The organism is Actinobacillus indolicus, from assembly GCF_004519515.1.
Lineage (GTDB): Bacteria > Pseudomonadota > Gammaproteobacteria > Enterobacterales > Pasteurellaceae > Glaesserella > Glaesserella indolica_A.
On record NZ_CP038145.1, the window covers coordinates 1,839,889 to 1,858,538 of the forward strand.

At 40.5% G+C, this 18,650-nt stretch carries 18 protein-coding genes and 3 pseudogenes; 9 read left to right on the top strand and 12 right to left on the bottom strand.

The features are described from left to right. Positions 1–69: 69 nt before the first annotated feature. The 6 genes and pseudogenes from aspA to purM form a co-directional block, all read right to left on the bottom strand. Positions 70–1,497: an aspartate ammonia-lyase gene (gene aspA / locus EXH44_RS09155; protein WP_162857192.1), complete on the bottom strand. Its 1,428-nt coding sequence runs from the start codon at positions 1,495–1,497 to the stop codon at positions 70–72. 182 nt (positions 1,498–1,679) lie between these two features. Beyond that, a complete protein-coding gene (locus EXH44_RS09160) occupies positions 1,680–2,042 on the bottom strand; it encodes a YgiW/YdeI family stress tolerance OB fold protein (protein ID WP_162857193.1) in 363 nt (120 codons plus the stop codon). 13 nt (positions 2,043–2,055) lie between these two features. Beyond that, a complete protein-coding gene (locus EXH44_RS09165; protein ID WP_135674940.1) occupies positions 2,056–2,415 on the bottom strand; it encodes a YgiW/YdeI family stress tolerance OB fold protein in 360 nt (119 codons plus the stop codon). 119 nt (positions 2,416–2,534) lie between these two features. After that, positions 2,535–2,633, bottom strand: a pseudogene (gene purN / locus EXH44_RS11200) (phosphoribosylglycinamide formyltransferase); the annotation flags it as partial. 27 nt (positions 2,634–2,660) lie between these two features. Further along, a pseudogene (gene purN / locus EXH44_RS09170) lies at positions 2,661–3,173 on the bottom strand (phosphoribosylglycinamide formyltransferase); the annotation flags it as partial. A 77-nt stretch (positions 3,174–3,250) separates the two neighbouring features. Further along, the gene (gene purM / locus EXH44_RS09175) at positions 3,251–4,285 is read right to left on the bottom strand and encodes a phosphoribosylformylglycinamidine cyclo-ligase (RefSeq protein WP_162857564.1); all 1,035 of its coding nucleotides are present in this window, start codon (positions 4,283–4,285) and stop codon (positions 3,251–3,253) included. Between the two features lie 231 nt (positions 4,286–4,516). Here purM and dksA point away from each other — a divergent pair, with 231 nt between their 5' ends. The 6 genes from dksA (at position 4,517) to EXH44_RS09205 (ending at position 11,104) form a co-directional block, all read left to right on the top strand. Then, entirely contained in the window at positions 4,517–4,963 is a 447-nt protein-coding gene (dksA, locus tag EXH44_RS09180) for an RNA polymerase-binding protein DksA (protein ID WP_162857195.1), read from the top strand. Positions 4,964–5,113: 150 nt separating this feature from the next. Next, complete coding sequence (pcnB, locus tag EXH44_RS09185; RefSeq protein ID WP_244238721.1) at positions 5,114–6,547, top strand: polynucleotide adenylyltransferase PcnB; 1,434 nt, start codon at positions 5,114–5,116, stop codon at positions 6,545–6,547. Then, complete coding sequence (gene folK / locus EXH44_RS09190) at positions 6,547–7,020, top strand: 2-amino-4-hydroxy-6-hydroxymethyldihydropteridine diphosphokinase (protein ID WP_162857196.1); 474 nt, start codon at positions 6,547–6,549, stop codon at positions 7,018–7,020. Before pcnB ends, folK begins: the two co-directional genes overlap by 1 nt. Positions 7,021–7,149: 129 nt before the next feature. Further along, positions 7,150–9,096 (top strand): ABC transporter ATP-binding protein, encoded by a 1,947-nt coding sequence (locus tag EXH44_RS09195; RefSeq protein WP_162857197.1) that lies wholly within the window; start codon positions 7,150–7,152, stop codon positions 9,094–9,096. A gap of 2 nt (positions 9,097–9,098) precedes the next feature. Continuing rightward, positions 9,099–9,860, top strand: a complete 762-nt coding sequence (gene tcdA, locus EXH44_RS09200; protein ID WP_162857566.1) for a tRNA cyclic N6-threonylcarbamoyladenosine(37) synthase TcdA — start codon at positions 9,099–9,101, stop codon at positions 9,858–9,860. Between the two features lie 257 nt (positions 9,861–10,117). Then, positions 10,118–11,104 (top strand): amidohydrolase family protein, encoded by a 987-nt coding sequence (locus EXH44_RS09205; RefSeq protein WP_162857198.1) that lies wholly within the window; start codon positions 10,118–10,120, stop codon positions 11,102–11,104. A 62-nt stretch (positions 11,105–11,166) separates the two neighbouring features. Here the strand turns inward: EXH44_RS09205 and ampD are convergent, their stop codons facing one another. Further along, on the bottom strand, positions 11,167–11,718 hold the full coding sequence (ampD, locus tag EXH44_RS09210) for a 1,6-anhydro-N-acetylmuramyl-L-alanine amidase AmpD (RefSeq protein WP_162857199.1): 552 nt from the start codon (positions 11,716–11,718) through the stop codon (positions 11,167–11,169). A gap of 57 nt (positions 11,719–11,775) precedes the next feature. Here ampD and EXH44_RS09215 point away from each other — a divergent pair, with 57 nt between their 5' ends. Continuing rightward, complete coding sequence (locus EXH44_RS09215; RefSeq protein ID WP_162857200.1) at positions 11,776–12,615, top strand: 23S rRNA (adenine(2030)-N(6))-methyltransferase RlmJ; 840 nt, start codon at positions 11,776–11,778, stop codon at positions 12,613–12,615. A 186-nt stretch (positions 12,616–12,801) separates the two neighbouring features. Beyond that, on the top strand, positions 12,802–13,443 hold the full coding sequence (pyrE, locus tag EXH44_RS09220) for an orotate phosphoribosyltransferase (RefSeq protein WP_162857201.1): 642 nt from the start codon (positions 12,802–12,804) through the stop codon (positions 13,441–13,443). Positions 13,444–13,486: 43 nt separating this feature from the next. On the opposite strand, the gene EXH44_RS09225 is transcribed toward pyrE, so the two are convergent. The 3 genes from EXH44_RS09225 to EXH44_RS09235 are packed head-to-tail and all read right to left on the bottom strand — an operon-like array spanning position 13,487 to position 16,413. Continuing rightward, positions 13,487–14,626 carry a glycerate kinase gene (locus tag EXH44_RS09225; RefSeq protein ID WP_162857202.1) on the bottom strand — a complete coding sequence of 380 codons (1,140 nt, stop codon included), beginning with the start codon at positions 14,624–14,626 and terminating at the stop codon, positions 13,487–13,489. Between the two features lie 54 nt (positions 14,627–14,680). Then, entirely contained in the window at positions 14,681–15,478 is a 798-nt protein-coding gene (locus EXH44_RS09230) for an ABC transporter ATP-binding protein (protein WP_162857203.1), read from the bottom strand. Continuing rightward, positions 15,478–16,413, bottom strand: coding sequence for an ABC transporter permease (locus EXH44_RS09235; RefSeq protein ID WP_162857205.1), 936 nt, complete (start codon positions 16,411–16,413; stop codon positions 15,478–15,480). The genes EXH44_RS09230 and EXH44_RS09235 overlap by 1 nt, the downstream gene beginning before the upstream one ends. Positions 16,414–16,599: 186 nt before the next feature. On the opposite strand from EXH44_RS09235, the gene EXH44_RS09240 reads away from it, so the two are divergent. Further along, the gene (locus tag EXH44_RS09240) at positions 16,600–16,824 is read left to right on the top strand and encodes a YgjV family protein (protein WP_162857206.1); all 225 of its coding nucleotides are present in this window, start codon (positions 16,600–16,602) and stop codon (positions 16,822–16,824) included. Between the two features lie 60 nt (positions 16,825–16,884). Here EXH44_RS09240 and serS read toward each other — a convergent pair whose 3' ends face one another. Both serS and EXH44_RS09250 read right to left on the bottom strand, forming a co-directional pair. Beyond that, entirely contained in the window at positions 16,885–18,189 is a 1,305-nt protein-coding gene (serS, locus tag EXH44_RS09245) for a serine--tRNA ligase (protein ID WP_162857207.1), read from the bottom strand. A 73-nt stretch (positions 18,190–18,262) separates the two neighbouring features. Next, positions 18,263–18,620, bottom strand: a pseudogene (locus EXH44_RS09250) (endonuclease domain-containing protein). Between the last annotated feature and the right edge of the window lie 30 nt (positions 18,621–18,650).

Genomic DNA, 18,650 nt, shown 5'->3' on the forward strand with positions numbered 1-18,650 from the left:
TCCTTTTATGTTTATCACAAAAAAATAACGCCCTACTAAATAGGGCGTTATTCTTAAATTTCAAGGGAATTATTCATCTTCCGTAAAACGTTTTGCTTTATATTTTGGATTCATCAAGTTTTCGACCGATAAAATATCGTCTAACTGTGCTTCTGTCAGCAAGCCACGCTCTAACACGACTTCTCGCACGCTTCTGCCTGTGGTTGCACAGATTTTACCGACAATATCACCTTCGTGGTGTCCGATAAACGGATTGAGATAGGTAACGATACCGATAGAGTTAAACACATAACCTTCACAAATCTCTTTGTTCACCGTGATACCGTCAATACATTTATCACGCAAGTTTACACAAGCATTTGCCAAGATGTCGATAGACTCAAACATCGCTTGTCCGATAACAGGCTCCATTACGTTTAATTGTAATTGTCCTGCTTCTGCGGCAAAGGTCACTGTTGTATCGTTACCGATAATTTTAAAGCAAACTTGGTTCACTACTTCTGGCACAACTGGGTTTACTTTCGCTGGCATAATGGAAGAACCGGCTTGCAATTCAGGCAAGTTGATTTCATTTAAGCCTGCACGCGGACCTGATGAAAGCAAACGCAAGTCGTTACAAATTTTAGACAATTTCACTGCCGTACGTTTTAATGCCCCGTGAACCATCACATAAGCACCGCAGTCCGATGTTGCTTCGATTAAGTGTTCAGATAAGGTACAAGGCAACTGGGTCACTTCCGCAAGGTATTTCACTGCAAGCGGTGCGTAACCTTCTGGCGTATTCAAACCTGTACCGATTGCCGTTGCCCCTAAGTTTACTTCAAGCAACAATTCTGCGGTACGTTTTAAGTTTTTCACTTCTTCATCTAACAACACAGAAAACGCTTTGAACTCTTGCCCAACGGTCATTGGCACAGCGTCTTGCAACTGGGTGCGTCCCATTTTTAAGATATTCGCAAACTCATCCGCTTTATTTTCAAAGCCGTGTTGTAAGTAAAGTACTTTGGTGATGAGTTGCATGATGCTGTTATAAACGGCAATACGGAAACCCGTTGGGTAAGCGTCATTGGTAGATTGACTCGCATTAACGTGATCCATTGGATTGATAATATGGTATTCACCTTTTTTATGCCCCAATAATTCCAAAGCCAAGTTTGCCACCACTTCATTGGTATTCATATTCACCGAAGTACCCGCTCCCCCTTGATACACATCAGACGGGAACTGATCCATACAACGACCATTCACTAAAATCTCATCACAGGCTTGTACAATCGCTTTCGCAATTTTCTTTGGAATCGCCCCTAATTCACCGTTAGCAAGGGCAGTTGCTTTTTTCACCATGACCATACCACGCACAAACTCAGGTACGTCAGAAATGGTATTTTTGGAAATATTAAAATTCTCTACGGCACGTAGAGTATGGATACCCCAATAAACATCATTAGAAACTTCACGTTCACCTAATAGATCGAATTCAATACGGGTATTGCTCATAAGATTATCCTCATCATTTTTTGATTAACTAAATTGATGTGGAAGATCATACCGAGAGAGAAAGGGAAAAAATGTGATCTAGATCATATTTTCAAAATGGGGGAGGGCGATATAAATTACCGTTTCGGATTAGTTTTTTTTATGATAAAAAGCCCCTGAATATCAGGGGCTTAAGGTTAAGACTATTTTAAAATCGTTAATTCTCGAGCTTTTAACTCAGCTTTATTCAATTCGCTGTCAATTTCACCGTAAATACGCACTTTGTCATTTTTACTTACGTTTTGACCTTGCCAAATATGGTTGTCAATTTCAACACGGATCTGACCGCTTGTATCTGCCAAAATGTATTCATCGTCATCAACTTGGCTAATAATGTTGCCTTCAACGGTAACATAGCTATCATCACGAGCCGATAACGCTTGTTTTACGCTGATTGTCGTTGCCGGAACATTGGCTCCAAACACTTGTTGGGTATTGTTGTTATTGCTACAACCTACTAAAGCAACTGATGCAACAAGGGTTGATAAAACTAGATATTTTTTCATTTTAACCACCTATTTATTTGCTAATACGGTGAACATCAATTTGAGTTCTTCCATCATCTTTATCTACTTCACCGTAAATACGAACTTTGTTTTTTGCGCTAACATTTAAGCCATTCCAAGCGTCATCATCAACGTCAATTTGAATTTGACCTGTGCTATCTTTAAAGATAAATGTATCTTCATCAATTTGTTTCACAATATAGCCAGAAATAGAGGCTGGCGTATTGTCATAGGCTCTTTTGGCTTTTGCTACTGTCGTTACTGTAGCAACATTGCCGCCAGTATAACCGCTTTGTGTATTATTACCTTGATAACCAGCAAAAGCAGATGTTGAAAGAGTAAGTAATGTTGCCACTGTCATTAATTTTTTCATTTTGATCTCCGAGTGAGTTTTATGGATTTAAGCATTTCGCTTTTGATGTTGCACATTAGAACACGGGAATCTTAAAAATTTCTTAAGAAATGAAAAATTATTCCAATCGGTTAAATTTTCTACTCTACGGCATAACCCTGTGGCGATAATAATTGATTATCTAAATAGGCTTTGCCTTCCACTAATTTCAATCTGTCGTCACAGAACCATTGCACCACAAGGGGATAACAGCGATGTTCTTGTTCATAAACACGCTCAATCACATCATCTAATTCATCATCAGGATAAATCGGAACTTTCGCTTGTAGAATAATCGCTCCGCCATCTACTTCTTCATTAACAAAGTGAATGGTTGTGCCGTGTTCTGTATCACCTGCATCCATTGCTCGTTGATGTGGGTTTAAACCTGCATATTTAGGTAAAAGTGATGGGTGAATATTAAGAATTTTACCTGTAAAGCGAGCGGTAAATTCAGGGGTAAGAATTTTCATATAGCCAGCTAAGACAATTAAATCGGCTTGCAGAGCTTCAATTTGTTCTGCAATGGCATTATCCATTGCCAGATTATCTGAAAAGTCTTTTTTGGTAAAAACAAAGGTAGAAATCCCCGCTTGTTTAGCTCTTTCTAATCCGTATGCCGATGCTTTATTTGAGATCACACCACGGATTTTACCTTTGATGTTTCCTGCGTGAATAGCATCTATAATGGCTTGTAAATTTGAGCCATTGCCTGAGATCATGACGACAATATTTTTCATTACTACATTCTCTTGCAAATTTTTGCCAAAAAACAACCGCTTGTAATGATTACAAGCGGTCACTTTTATTGGTTTTTTTACAGAATTTCAACCTGTTCTGTGCCACTACCTAATGCTTCAATCTTACCGATCACCCAAGCATTTTCGCCGGCTTCCGTTAACACTTTTAATGCTGTTTCAACATCTTTTTCAGGTAGAGCAATCACCATACCTACACCACAGTTAAAGGTGCGATACATTTCATAACGGCTGATGTTACCTTTTTCTTGTAACCATTTAAATGATGGCAACCATTCCCAGCTTGCTTCATTAATCACAGCTTTTACATCGGCTGGTAATACACGTGGAATATTTTCCCAGAAACCACCGCCTGTTAAGTGTGCGATAGCGTGAACTTCAGCTTGTTTAATTAACTCCAACACCGATTTTACATAGATTTTAGTTGGTGCAAGGAAATGCTCACTCAATGGTTTACCTTCGAGTAAATCTGTTGGTTTTGCACCGCTTACTTCTAACACTTTACGGATCAAGGAGTAACCATTCGAATGTGGACCGCTTGAACCCAATGCAATCAGCGTATCGCCAACTTGAACTTTTGAGCCATCAATAATTTCTGATTTTTCCACAACACCAACGCAGAAACCTGCTAAGTCGTAATCGCCTTCGTGATACATCCCTGGCATTTCTGCGGTTTCACCACCAACTAATGCACAGCCAGATTGTTCACACCCATTGGCAATGCCTTTAATGACAGAGCTTGCTACATCAACATCTAATTTACCTGTTGCATAGTAATCAAGGAAGAACAATGGTTCAGCACCTTGTACGACTAAATCATTCACACACATTGCGACTAAGTCGATACCAATCGTATCGTGTTTATTTAAATCAATCGCTAAACGCAATTTTGTACCCACACCATCAGTGCCAGACACTAAAATCGGCTCTTTGTATTTGGTTGGTAATGCACATAAAGCACCAAAGCCACCTAATCCGCCGATGACTTCAGGACGGCGAGTGCGTTTTACATCACCTTTAATACGTTCGACTAATTCATTACCAGCGTGAATATCGACACCAGCATCTTTATAACTTAGTTGTGTTGTCACGATTAAAAACCTCATTGGAGAAAAAACTGGTGCAAGTATAGCATTAAGCAAACGTTTGCGGTAGCGTTAAAATCACAATTTAAAAAGCAAATAAAATGTGAGAAATTTCGCTTTTTATACAAAATATATTTGCTAAAAAGGCAGAGTTCTGCTATTTATACGCGCTTTCAAAGCACCCCTAAAAAGTCGCGTAGTAAATTAGGGAAGAAAATTCCAATAAAACAGGAGTGAATTATGACAGTGGCAAAACCCACTTCTTTAAGTTTATTAGCCCTTGCGGGTGTCTCACCTTACCAATTAGGTAAGGATGAAGAATATATGAGCGAAGCTCAAATTGAGCATTTCCGCAAAATTTTAAAAGCATGGCACGCTCAAATTATGGAAGAGGCTGAGCGCACTAAAAGTCAAATGCAAGATGAGGTGACGAACTTTGCTGATCCTGCTGACCGTGCAACGCAAGAAGAAGAGTTTAGCCTTGAATTACGCAACCGTGATCGTGAACGTAAATTGCTCAAACGTATTGAACAGACCTTAATCAAGTTAGATGAAGGCGACTACGGCTATTGCGATACTTGTGGCATTGAAATCGGCTTAAAACGTTTAGAGGCTCGTCCAACGGCAGAACTTTGCGTAGATTGCAAAACCCTTGCAGAGCTACGTGAAAAACAGATGGGCGGTTAATTAAGTAGGGTGGGAGAAATTCCACCCTATCATGTAATATAATTGAGGTGATCTATTTTAAATTACATCAAATCTTTTTTTAGTCGTAAAAAAAAGGATACAAACTCACCGCTTGTTGAAACAGATCAAGCGAAGAAAGTTGCTCGCCCAATGCGTTCAGCCCCAGAATTGACTGAACCGCACCGACATACACCCAAGAAAAAATCGAACCATAAGCAACAAGCCGTACCGTCCCATATTCTGCATAAAAAATTTACCCAACCTGCAGGGCATTACGGTATTTCGCCAAAAGATTTTCCAAGTAACGCCATTGCCATTATCAATAAACTTCAGAAAAATGGCTATGAAGCCTATATGGTTGGCGGTTGTATTCGAGATTTATTACTAGGTCAAAAAGCCAAAGATTTTGATATTGCGACCAATGCTCGCCCAGAAGAAATTCAAAAAATCTTTGGTCGCCAGTGTCGCCTAATCGGACGGCGTTTCCGCTTGGCTCATATCGTCTTTGGGCGTGAGATTTACGAAGTTGCCACATTCCGAGCTGATCATCACAGCAATGCGACCGAAAAAATGTCGAAAACCAGCGAAGCAGGAATGCTGTTGCGGGATAATGTTTACGGCACACTTAGGGAAGATGCGGAGCGTCGTGATTTTAGCGTCAATGCTTTTTACTATGATGTTAGCCATAATTTGATCTACGATTTTTTCAACGGCATAGACGATCTGAAAGCAGGAAAACTTGTGCTGATCGGCGATCCTGTTACTCGTTATCAAGAAGATCCTGTACGAATGTTGCGTGCAATTCGCTTTATGGCAAAACTGGATATGTTCCTAGATAAAGCGAGTGACGAGCCTATTCGCAAAATGGCGGTGTTACTCAAAAACATTCCTGCTGCTCGCCTGTTTGATGAGTCGTTGAAATTATTGCAATCGGGTTATGGTCACAAAACCTACGAATTACTACGCAAATATGGTTTATTTGAACAACTTTTCCCTGTATTAAGCCCATTTTTTACCGAATATGGCGACAGTAACAGCGAACGAATGATTAGCAAGGCTCTCAATTCCACCGATGAACGTATTCGTGATGATTTACGGGTTAATCCAGCCTTTTTATTTGCCGCTTTACTTTGGTATCCGCTACGCGAGAAAATTGATGAATTGAAAAACGAAGGTGGTCTAAACAGCCATGATGCAATGATGTTGGCAGCCAATGAAATTTTGGTGGAGAGCGTTAAAGCGGTTGCATTACATCGTCGTTATACCACGGTTATTCGTGATATTTGGTCGTTACAGTTCCAATTTCCAAAACGCACAGGCAAACGTCCACAACAAACACTTGAGCACATCAAATTCCGTGCAGGTTTTGATTTACTCGTGATGAGAGCTGAAATTGAAGGTGGCGATTTAGTCGAATTAAGTGCGTGGTGGCACGAATATCAATTTAGCAATGAAGCACAACGTGCGGAAATGTTAAAAAACGTCAAGCATTTACCTCCCCTTAGAGACGACGAACCGAAGAAAAAACGTCGTCCACGCCGTAAATTCAACTGTAAAAAGAAAGTCGTAAAAGGGGAAGAATAGTGACAACCGTTTATGTTGCCCTTGGCTCTAACTTAGAAAATCCGCTTGCTCAACTTAAGCAAGCGGTCGTTTCGTTGCAAACTTTTGCAAAAAATCTGAAAGTCAGCTCTTTTTACGGCAGTAAACCACTCGGCCCACAGGATCAACCTGATTATGTGAATGCCGTGGTAAAATTTGATACGGATCTCACCGCTATCGCATTATTGGATAAGTTACAACGTATTGAGAACGAACAAGGACGAGTTCGCTTGCGTCGTTGGGGCGAACGCACCCTTGATCTTGATATTTTGCTCTATGGCAATGAACAAATTCAAAGCGAACGCCTAACTGTTCCCCATTATGATATGCACAACCGAGAGTTTGTGATTGTGCCGTTATATGAAATCAGTCCTGAATTGGTTTTGCCGAGTGGACAGCTGTTAGCACAGCTTTATCCGCAATTTGCCGATCATCAGATGATCACTTTCGAATAATGAACAACAGCATAAATTTCGGTTTATGCTGTTTTTGTTTTATTTGCAAAACCTTACGCCAATCTAACCGCTTACAAGCGGTAGGAAAACTGCTAAAATTTGCGAAATTTTTATTTCAACAGATATTCTATGGCTTTAATTAACCTTTCTAACGCCTATTTAGGCTTTGGCGATCATCCACTACTTGATCATACTGAATTACATATTGAACAGGGCGAACGTGTCTGTCTTGTCGGACGAAACGGGGCAGGCAAATCGACCTTAATGAAAGTGCTGGCTGGCGAAGTTCAGTTAGACGATGGCAAATTGATTTTTGAAAAAGATATTGTTGTCACCCGTTTAGAACAAGATCCACCCCGTCATATAGAAGATACCGTTTTTGATTATGTCGCAGAAGGGATCGCACATTTAGCCGATCTTTTAAAGCAATATCACCACATTTCGCAACAAATGCTGACAGATTACAGCGATACGCTGATGTCGCAACTTTCGCAAGTTCAGGCTCAACTGGAACACGCTAACGGTTGGCAGTTTGAAAACCGTATTCAAGATACCTTGAAGCTATTAGAACTTGATCCTGAAAAACGGTTGTGCGAGCTGTCGGGCGGTTGGGTTCGCCGTGCGGCGTTGGCTCGTGCATTGGTGGCGGATCCAGATGTGTTACTGTTGGACGAACCGACCAACCATTTAGATGTGGATACGATTGCTTGGTTAGAAAATCTGTTGTTAGAGTTTAAAGGCAGTATTATTTTTATCTCTCACGACCGTGCTTTTATTCGCAAAATGGCAACTCGTATCGTCGATTTAGATCGGGGAAAATTAGTTTCCTATCCTAGTAATTACGATGTTTACCTTGAAACTAAAGCCGAAGATCTGCGTGTAGAAGCCTTACAAAATGAGCTGTTTGATAAAAAATTAGCCCAAGAAGAAGTTTGGATCCGTCAAGGGATTAAAGCTCGCCGAACCCGTAATGAAGGGCGTGTGCGAGCCTTGAAAGCCTTACGAGAAGAACGTAAAGCACGCCGAGAAGTACAAGGTACGGTAAAAATCCAGCTCGATCAGACCGCTCGATCAGGCAAAATTGTGTTTGAAGTGGAAAATGCCAGCTACGAAGTGGCTGGTAAAACCTTGCTGAAAAACTTCAGCACCACGATTTTACGTGGCGATAAAATTGCTTTTATTGGGGCGAATGGGATCGGCAAAACGACATTGATTAAGTTGTTGCTCGGCGAAATTCAGCCAACCGCAGGGACGGTACGTTGTGGCACTAAGTTAGAAGTGGCTTATTTCGATCAATACCGTGCAGAGCTTGATCCTGAAAAAACGGTAATGGATAACGTGGCGGACGGCAAACAAGATATTGAAATCAATGGGGTAAAACGCCACGTGCTTGGTTATTTGCAAGACTTCCTATTTCCACCGAAACGGGCTATGACCCCAGTCAAAGCCTTATCGGGCGGTGAACGTAACCGCTTGTTATTAGCTAAATTATTGCTGAAACCAAATAACCTACTGATTTTGGACGAACCTACCAACGACCTTGATGTAGAAACCTTAGAGCTACTGGAAGAGATGTTGGCGGATTATCAAGGCACTTTGATTATTGTCAGCCACGACCGTCAATTTATCGACAATACCGCAACGGAATGCTACATCTTTGAAGGCGAAGGGATTGTGAATAAATATATTGGTGGCTACCACGATGCGAAGCAACAACAGGCGAATTATTTTGCTACATTAGAAGCAAACAAGCGGTCAGATTCAACGAAAAATGTGCAAAAAATGGAAGAGAAAGCACCGCTTGTTGAACCTGAAAAGCCAAGACAAGATACCGCTAAAAAAGTCAAACTTTCTTATAAAGAGCAACGAGAATTAGAAGCCCTGCCTGAAAAAATGGAACAGTTTGAAGCAGAAATTGAAGCCTTACAAGCCGAAGTGAATAGTGCGGATTTCTTTGCTAAAGATCCGAGCTATACTCAAGCTCAGTTACAAAAATTAGCGGATACGGAAATGGCATTAGAGCAAGCGTTTGAACGTTGGGAAGAGCTTGAGAATATTAAGAATGGTATTGCATGAATATGACAAGAATAGATAACTATGAACAACGTTTTGGCGGAATCGGTCGCCTTTATACGCCTGAAGGATTAGCAAAGCTACGCCAATCACATGTGTGTGTAATTGGTATCGGTGGTGTTGGATCTTGGGCGGTGGAAGCTTTGGCGCGTTCAGGCGTGGGGAAACTTACCTTGATTGATATGGATGATATTTGCGTGACCAATATCAATCGCCAAATTCATGCCATGTCAGGCGAAATCGGTAAACTGAAAACCGAAGTCATGCAAGAACGCATTACCAAAATTAACCCAGAATGCAATGTGACGATTATTGATGATTTCTTAACGCAAGATAATTTGAGTGACTATTTGTTACGTGACTATGATTATGTGATTGATGCGATTGATAGCGTTAAGGTGAAAGCGGCTTTAATTGCTTTTTGTAAGCGTAATAAAATTAAAATCATCACCACAGGCGGAGCAGGGGGGCAAACTGATCCGACCCAAATACAAATTACCGATTTAAGCAAGACCATTCAAGATCCGCTGGCTTCAAAAGTCCGTAGCTTGTTACGCAAAGAGTATAACTTCAGCCAAAATCCAAAGCGGAAATTTGGTATTGATTGCGTGTTTTCAACCCAGCCATTGATTTTTCCAAAAATGAGTGAGGGCTGCGAAGTGTCTGCTACGATGAACTGTGCCAATGGCTTTGGCGCAGCAACCATGGTGACGGCAACTTTCGGTTTTTTTGCGGTCAGTCGTGTTATTAATAAGCTATTGCGTTAAATTTGCAAATTTTTACGCAAAACAGACCGCTTGTTTAAAAGCAAACGTTTGCATTTTGACGATAGAAAACATATACTACGCGCCTAGTGCCAAAAAGGAACTAGAAATGCAAACGTACCAAACATTATCCAACACATATTTTTTAAAGCTAAACCTTACCGTTAAACGAGGTTTAGCTATTTTTTTATTTTTAAATCAAGATCTCTCATTTTAGAGATCTTTTTTTTTGCCCAAAATTTGAGTCAAGAGGATAAGCAATGAGCCAGTTAATTCGTACATTAAAAAGCCATATTCGTGATGAAGTAATTAAAAAAGGCGGCTGGGTAAACTCCCATGCCCACGCAGATAGGGCTTTTACGATGACCCCTGAAAAAATCAAAATTTATCAAAATGCGAATTTACAGCAAAAATGGGACTTGGTTGATGAAGTCAAGCGTAATTCAAGTGTTGATGACTACTATCGTCGCTTCAGTCAAGCGATTGAATTGATGATTTCGCAAGGGGTAACGGCGTTTGGCACCTTTGTTGATATTGACCAAGTGTGTGAAGACAGAGCGATTTTAGCCGCACATAAAGCACGTGAAGTCTATAAAAACGATATTATTTTAAAATTTGCCAACCAGACGTTAAAAGGCGTGATTGAGCCAAATGCGCGCAAGTGGTTTGATATTGGTTCAGAAATGGTGGATATGATTGGTGGTTTGCCATATCGTGATGAATTAGATTATGGCAAGGGATTAGAAGCTATGGACATTTTAATGGAAACGGCAAAATCTCAAGGCAAAATGTTGCATGTCCATGTGGATCAATTCAATAACCAGAAAGAAAAAGAGACAGAGCAGTTGTGTGATAAGGCTCTAGAGCATGGTATGCAAGGTCGAGTCGTGGCGATTCATGGTATCTCAATCGGCGCACATCCAAGAGAGTATCGTCAGATGCTATATAAGAAAATGAAATCCGTAGATATGATGATGATTGCTTGTCCGATGGCATGGATTGACAGTCCGCGTAAAGATGAAGTGTTGCCTTTCCACAATGCTTTAACCCCAGCAGATGAAATGATCCCAGAAGGCATTACGGTGGCAATCGGAACGGACAATATCTGTGACTACATGGTTCCTCTCTGTGAAGGCGATATGTGGCAAGAGTTGAGCTTACTTTCAGCGGGTTGCCGTTTTACCAACTTAGAGGAAATGGCAAACATTGCAAGTATTAACGGACGTAAAGTATTAGGATTACTTTAGAGACAAGCGGTCAGATTCGGGGAGTATTTTGCAAATTTTTCAGCGTATCTAACCGCTTGTGATTAAAGCAATGAACGATAATATTCCCAATCAAAATACTGTCCCGGGTCGATTTTTCGTTCTGGGGCAATTTGATTGTGACCTGCAATACGCTCAGGTGTGATTTGTGGATAGGCTTGCATAATCACTTGCGTAAGGTTAGCTAAGGTTTGATATTGCGCCTCTGTAAAAGGTTGATTGTTACTGCCTTCCAGCTCAATTCCGATAGAAAACTCATTGCATTTTTCACGTCCTTCAAAACAAGAAACGCCAGCGTGCCAAGCCATATCGTTAAAATTAATATATTGGGTAATCTGACCTTCTCGATTAATTAAACAATGAGCGGAAACCCGTAAATCTTTAATCTCTTCAAAGTAGGGGTGAAGGGTTGGGTCTAACGTGCCTTCAAAAAAACGATCAATAAAATCACAGCCAAATTCATCAGGTGGCAGGCTGATATAATGAATCACCAAAAGAGAAATATCATCCTGATAGGGCCTTGGATTAAAGTGTGGAGAGAGTACTTGCTTGGTATTTAACAACCAACCTTTTTCAATCTTTAATGTTTTCTGCATAGTTTAAAACGGCTAAATAAGCTAAAATGCCGTCATTTTACAAGAAAGAGAATCAAAATGCTGAGTTATCGTCACAGTTTTCACGCAGGCAACCACGCCGATGTCCTTAAACATATCGTTTTAACCCTCATCTTGCACGCTTTAAAGCAAAAAGAAAAAGGCTTTTTCTACCTTGATACCCATTCGGGCGTAGGGCGTTATAGCTTGCAAAGTAGCGAAGCGGAAAAAACAGGGGAATATATTGAAGGTATTGCTCGTCTTTGGGAGAGAACCGATCTACCCGAAGAAGTTGCGTTATACCTAAATGAAATCAAAAAAATTAACAAAGATAAACTGCGTTTTTACGCAGGCTCGCCGTTGCTTGCTGTGCAACAATTACGTCCACAAGATAGGGCTTTACTCACAGAGTTACACCCTAACGACTTCCCACTACTTCGCAATGAATTTGCCAAAACACCTAATGTGGTGACAAAACGAGAAAACGGCTTCCAGCAGTTAAAATCAGCCTTACCGCCAAAAGAAAAGCGTGGCTTGGTGCTGATCGATCCGCCTTATGAATTAAAAGAAGATTATGAGCTGGTGGTAAAAGCCATTGAAGAAGGCTACAAACGCTTTGCCACAGGCGTTTATGCGATTTGGTACCCTGTGGTGCTTCGCCAACACACCAAACGTATCGTACGAGGCTTAGTTGAAACGGGGATCCGCAAAATTTTACAGATTGAATTAGCCGTTCGCCCTGACTCAGACCAACGTGGTATGACGGCAAGCGGTATGATTGTGATTAATCCACCGTGGCAGTTAGAAAGCCAAATGAAAAAGATTTTACCCTATTTAACCGATGTGCTTGTACCGGAAGGAACGGGCAGCTGGACGGTAGAGTGGATTACGCGAGAATAAATACAGTATTATGTAGCAGTCGCACAATAGCCAATTTTAAGAAAAGTTGCGTAGGGGCGGGGTTTATTCCCGCCTGAATATCAGTAATTGTTTACGGGCGGGGATAAACCCCGCCCCTACGAAAAATCAGATATTTGTGTAAGTGTCACATAATCATAATACCGAATAAATATAAGGAAAATAACAATGCAACAATACAAACACGACTTTATCGAATTTGCCTTAAGCCGAAATGTGCTTAAATTCGGCGAATTTACCTTAAAATCAGGCAGACAAAGCCCTTACTTCTTTAATGCAGGATTATTTAATACCGGCAGAGATCTCGCCAAATTGGGCGAATATTACGCCGAAGCGATCCAAGCTAGCAAAATTGACTATGATGTGTTATTCGGACCTGCTTACAAAGGCATTCCGATTGCAACTACTGTGGCTGTAGCGTTAGCGAATCAGTTTGATGTCGATAAGCCTTGTTGCTTTAATCGCAAAGAAGTTAAAGATCACGGCGAAGGCGGAAATCTTATCGGTAGCCCGTTAAAAGGTAAAATTTTATTGGTGGACGATGTAATTACCGCAGGCACAGCAATTCGTGAATCCATGGAAATCATTCAAGCCAATCATGCAACCTTAGCGGGTGTGATGATTGCATTAAACCGTAAAGAAAAAGGCAAAGGCGAACTTTCAGCAATTCAGGAAGTAGAACGTGATTACAGCTGTCAGGTTTTTTCGATTATTGATTTTGACGACTTACTGCAATTTATTGAACAATCGGAACAATATGCGCCGTATTTGGCGAAAATGAGAGCATATCGAGAGCAGTATGGTGTGTAGTCTATCTTAGAAAATGCAGAAAGGAAAATTTCTGCATTTTTATTTAATAAGCTAAGCCAAGTCTAATTGTTCTTGCAATATTTTCTGCCGTTGATATTAAATTATCATGGCCTTGTTGTAATAGTATCTCTAGGCTTGTTAACTGTCGGATAATTGGAAAAACAGCATCAATTCCATGTTGATAAACGATTGGATAATCCTCCCTAAGACTTCCTACAATCGCAATCACAGGTTTATTAAATTGTTTAGCAAGTTTTGCCACACCAATCGGTGTTTTCTCTGCCACTGACTGAGAATCCATTCTGCCTTCGCCTGTAATTACTAAATCAGCTTGCTGAATCTTTTCTTTAAGAGCAGTGGCTTCAATAATGATTTGTACACCTGATTTTAATGTAACGTTAGGTAAGAGCAATAATCCTGCTCCCATACCACCTGCAGCGCCAGCCCCAGCATGGTGAGCTATATTTTTTCCTAATTGGTTTTCAACGACTTGAGCAAAGTGAGCTAAAGCGGAATCCAATTTTTTCACCATTTCCGGAGTTGCTCCTTTTTGTGGACCAAAAATAGCGGAAGCTCCTTGCTCACCACATAGCGGATTATTGACATCACAAGCAACTTCTATTTCTACTTGAGCTAAACGCGGATCTAATCCTGTCATATCAATATAAGCAAGAGAAGCTAATTGCTCGCCACCGAAGCCGATTTCTTTCTGTTCGACATTAAGAAATCGGATGCCCAATGCTTGTAACATACCTACGCCAGCATCGTTAGTTGCACTACCACCAATGCCAAGAATAATCTTCTTAACACCGAGAGATAAAGCTGCTTTGATTAACTCACCAGTACCATAGCTCGTCGTGATTAACGGATTTCGTTGTTCAGGTGGAACAAGGTGCAATCCTGATGCTGCCGCCATTTCAATAAATGCAGTTTGTTTATCGCCCGACAATCCCCAAGTGGCTTCAACTTGATTTGCAAGCGGTGCGATTACCGCCGTTTTTTGCAAATAACTTTGAGTGGCATCAACAAGTGATTGAACCGAGCCTTCACCACCGTCTGCCATCGGAGCAAGATGATATTCAGCCTGTGGAAAAATTCGCTCAAAACCTGTTTTAATCGCAAGCGCTACTTCAAGTGCGGTTAAACTTTCTTTAAAAGAATCAGGGGCGATAACAATGTTCATCTCATTCTCCAATAATAAAAAAGACTAACTCCAAACGAAATTAGTCTTTCTATCTTAACTCTCTAATAATAATCCGTCATCACTCAGTTTTTCGTGACGGCTTTGCTCAAATAAGCGTAATAAATCAGGGACATCCATTTTTTTACGAGCTTCTCCTGCGACATCAAAGGCAACTTGCCCTTGGTGGAGCATCACGGTTCTATCACCATAATCTAATGCTTGTCGCATAGAGTGTGTGACCATTAATGTCGTGAGCTTTTGTTCTCGTACAATTTTATTCGTTAATTCTAGAACGAAAGCGGTTGTTTTGGGATCAAGGGCGGCAGTATGCTCATCGAGTAATAGAATATTAGAGGGCTGTAATGATGCCATCAATAAACTTACCGCTTGTCGTTGCCCGCCTGAAAGTCTACCCATTTGGTCAGTCAGACGATTTTCTAAACCGAGCCCAAGAAGTGACAACTTTTCTTTAAACAGATCTCTTAATTGGCGATTAAGGGCAAAACCTAAGCTACGTTTTCTACCGCGTTGATAGGCAAGAGCCATATTTTCTTCAATGGTTAGAGCTTCACAAGTGCCTGCCATTGGGTCTTGAAACACTCGAGCAACGAGATTAGCACGTTGCCAGCTAGTAGTATGGCTGACTTCTTTACCCTGAATAAAAATTTCACCAGAATCAATCGGATAGTCACCGCTAATGGCATTTAATAAGGTTGATTTACCCGCGCCATTACTACCGATCACAGACACAAATTCCCCTTCTGCTACATTAAGCGTTAGTCCACGTAACACCGGATTTTCGATGACCGTGCCTTTGTTAAAGGTGATAAATAAATTATTTAGTTCAATCATTATTTACTCCCTTTCATTTTGAATTTGTGTTTGAATTTAGGTAAAGCAAGTACAGCAACCACTAATAATGCGGTGATTAAGTTAAGATCCTGTGGACCAAAGCCGATGCCACTTAAGGTTTCATTATTTAACGCTAATGCGATAAAGAAACGATAAAGAATCGAGCCGATAATGACGGCAAATGTGAGCCAAATAATACGTTTAGCAGAAAAAATCGCTTCACCGATAATAACTGCAGCTAGACCAATCACAATAGTGCCAACGCCGATAGAGATATCAAATCCCCCGTTACTTTGCACGTATAATGCACCTGCAAGTGCAATTAGCCCATTCGAAATCGCCATGCCTAGTAAGGTCATTTTATTAATAGCAATTCCTTGTGCTTTTGCCATGCGTGGATTAGTACCAGTGGCTCTGACTGCTAAGCCAACTTGAGTGGCAAAAAATAAATCAAATAATAGCTTGGCAATAATGACAACCAAAATTGCAATTAATAAACGTACAATCGCAAGTTGCACATCATCTTGAGCGGTAATACTGTCATAAACCGTAGGATCGCCAAGTAAAGAGACATTTGGCTTACCCATAATACGTAAGTTAATCGAATATAGGGCAATCATCATCAAAATGCTGGCTAATAATTTTTCGATTTTAAAGCCAATATGCAAACTTGCTGTAATCATCCCCGCCGTTGCGCCTGCAAACATCCCTAGTAATGTTGCAACCCAAGGATCAACTTGGTTCAGAATACAGAGTACACAAACGCCACCTCCTAATGGAAAAGAACCGTCCGCAGTTAAATCAGGGAAATCGAGAATCTTGTAAGAAATAAGTACACCTAATGCAACAAGTGCATAGATTAATCCAAGCTCTAATGCGCCTATCCACGTAATATTAGTGAAAATCTCACTTAAAAAAGGTAATAATGCATCCATTTAAAATACTACTTTACTAGTACAACAATGCCGTGAATTGTACCTTATTTATTGTAAAAAAGCAGTTAAAATTCATGAGTTTTGTAAATTTTTTTCACGCAAACCTTTGCTTTTCAAAGGCTTGCCGACAAAGGAAAAAAGAATAGGTAAAATAACTCCATTCATTATTTATGGGGAGAATATAAAGTGGATAGTATTGAAATTTTAGGTTATGTTGCAATGATTTTAGTTGCGGGATCGTTTTTGTTAAAAGATGTCATTAAACTACGTTTAGTAAATGCATTAGGCGCAGTCTGTTTTGTTATTTATGGTATTTTGATTGGCTCTTTCCCTGTCACAGGGTTGAATATTTTTGTTGTGTGTGTGAATGGATATTACATTTGGAAAAATTTCCAAAAAGAAACTGCATAGCTAATGTTACTCAAGTACAAAAATGGCTAACAGAGATGTTAGCCATTTTTGTTAAAAGGATTATTTAATAATCTCTACACCACCCATATATGGTTTCAACACTTCAGGCACAGTAATTGAACCATCTGCATTTTGGTAGTTTTCAAGCACTGCAACAAGCGTACGTCCAACGGCTAAACCTGAACCATTTAGGGTATGAACTAAGCGAGTTTTCTTATCCCCTTTCGCTTTGCAACGTGCTTGCATACGGCGAGCTTGGAAATCCCACATATTTGAGCAAGATGAAATCTCACGGTAGGTATTTTGTGCCGGTAGCCACACTTCTAAATCGTAGGTTTTGCTTGAACCAAAGCCCATATCACCAGAGCAGAGTAACATTTTGCGGTATGGAAGGTTGAGCAACTGCAACACTTTTTCTGCGTGTCCTGTTAATTCTTCAAGGGCTTCCATTGATTTTTCAGGGGCGACGATTTGTACCATTTCCACTTTATCGAACTGGTGCATACGGATTAAACCACGAGTATCACGACCGTAAGAGCCTGCTTCTGAACGGAAGCACGGGGTGTGAGCGGTCAGTTTCAGTGGTAAACTTTCTTCGTCTAAGATCTCATCACGCACAAGATTGGTTACCGGAACTTCTGCTGTTGGGATTAAAGCGTAAGGTTTTTGTACTGCGTTCGGATCTTGTCCTTCTAACGGCTGAGTATGGAATAAATCTTCGCCGAATTTTGGTAATTGCCCTGTGCCGTAAAGGGTGTCGTGGTTGACAAGATAAGGCACATAGGTTTCCACATAGCCGTGTTGTTCTGTATGTAAATCCAACATAAATTGAGATAAAGCACGGTGTAAACGTGCGATACCGCTTTTCATTACAACGAAACGGCTTCCTGTTAATTTAACACCGGCAGGGAAATCCAAACCGCCTAAGCCTTCGCCAAGGGTAACGTGATCTTTGATTTCAAAATCAAATTGACGTGGCGTACCCCAGCGAGAGACTTCGAGATTTTCGCTGTCGTCTTTACCCACAGGCACTTCATCGGCTGGTAGGTTAGGAATGTTTAATAACAACTCACGAATTTCCGCTTGGACTTTATCTAATTCCACTTTTGCAGAATCAAGTTCATTTCCCATTGAATCCACTTCTGCTAATAACGCAGAAATATCTTCACCACGTGCTTTCGCCGCACCGATATTTTTTGAGCGAGCATTACGCTCTGCCTGTAAATTTTCTGCTTTAACTTGTAATGCTTTGCGTTGTTCTTCAAGGCTGGTAACACGAGCAACATCAAGGTTGAAGTTACGTTTGAGTTTTAAAATTTGTGCGACTTCCTCAAGGTTCGTACGCAGAAGGTTTTGGTCGATCATTTTAGTGTCCTTATAAAATCCCCCCTAGCCCCCCTTTTTCAAAGGGGGGAACTAAGAAAAAGGTTAATTGGTTTTATATTCGTTTTTCGATAATTTGAGTAATATGTGCAATCACATTTTCAATACTAAAAATAACTTCCCTATTATTGAAACGCAACACATACAATCCTACTGAGTTTAATGCTCGATCTCTTATTTTATCTGCTTCTATATGCTCTACTTCATAATGTTGACTACCATCAAGTTCAATGACGAGCTTTGCTTTTGGGCAATAAAAATCAACAATATAAGTTAAAATTGGCTTCTGACGATAAAATTGCAGATCTAAAAGTTGTTTTCTTCAATCTAGACCATAAGATATGTTCTGCCTTTGTCATCGTATTGCGTAATGTTCTTGCATTTGGTTTAAGTTGGAATAGATAAGGTTCCATAAATATTCCTTAACATTCCCCCCTTTGAAA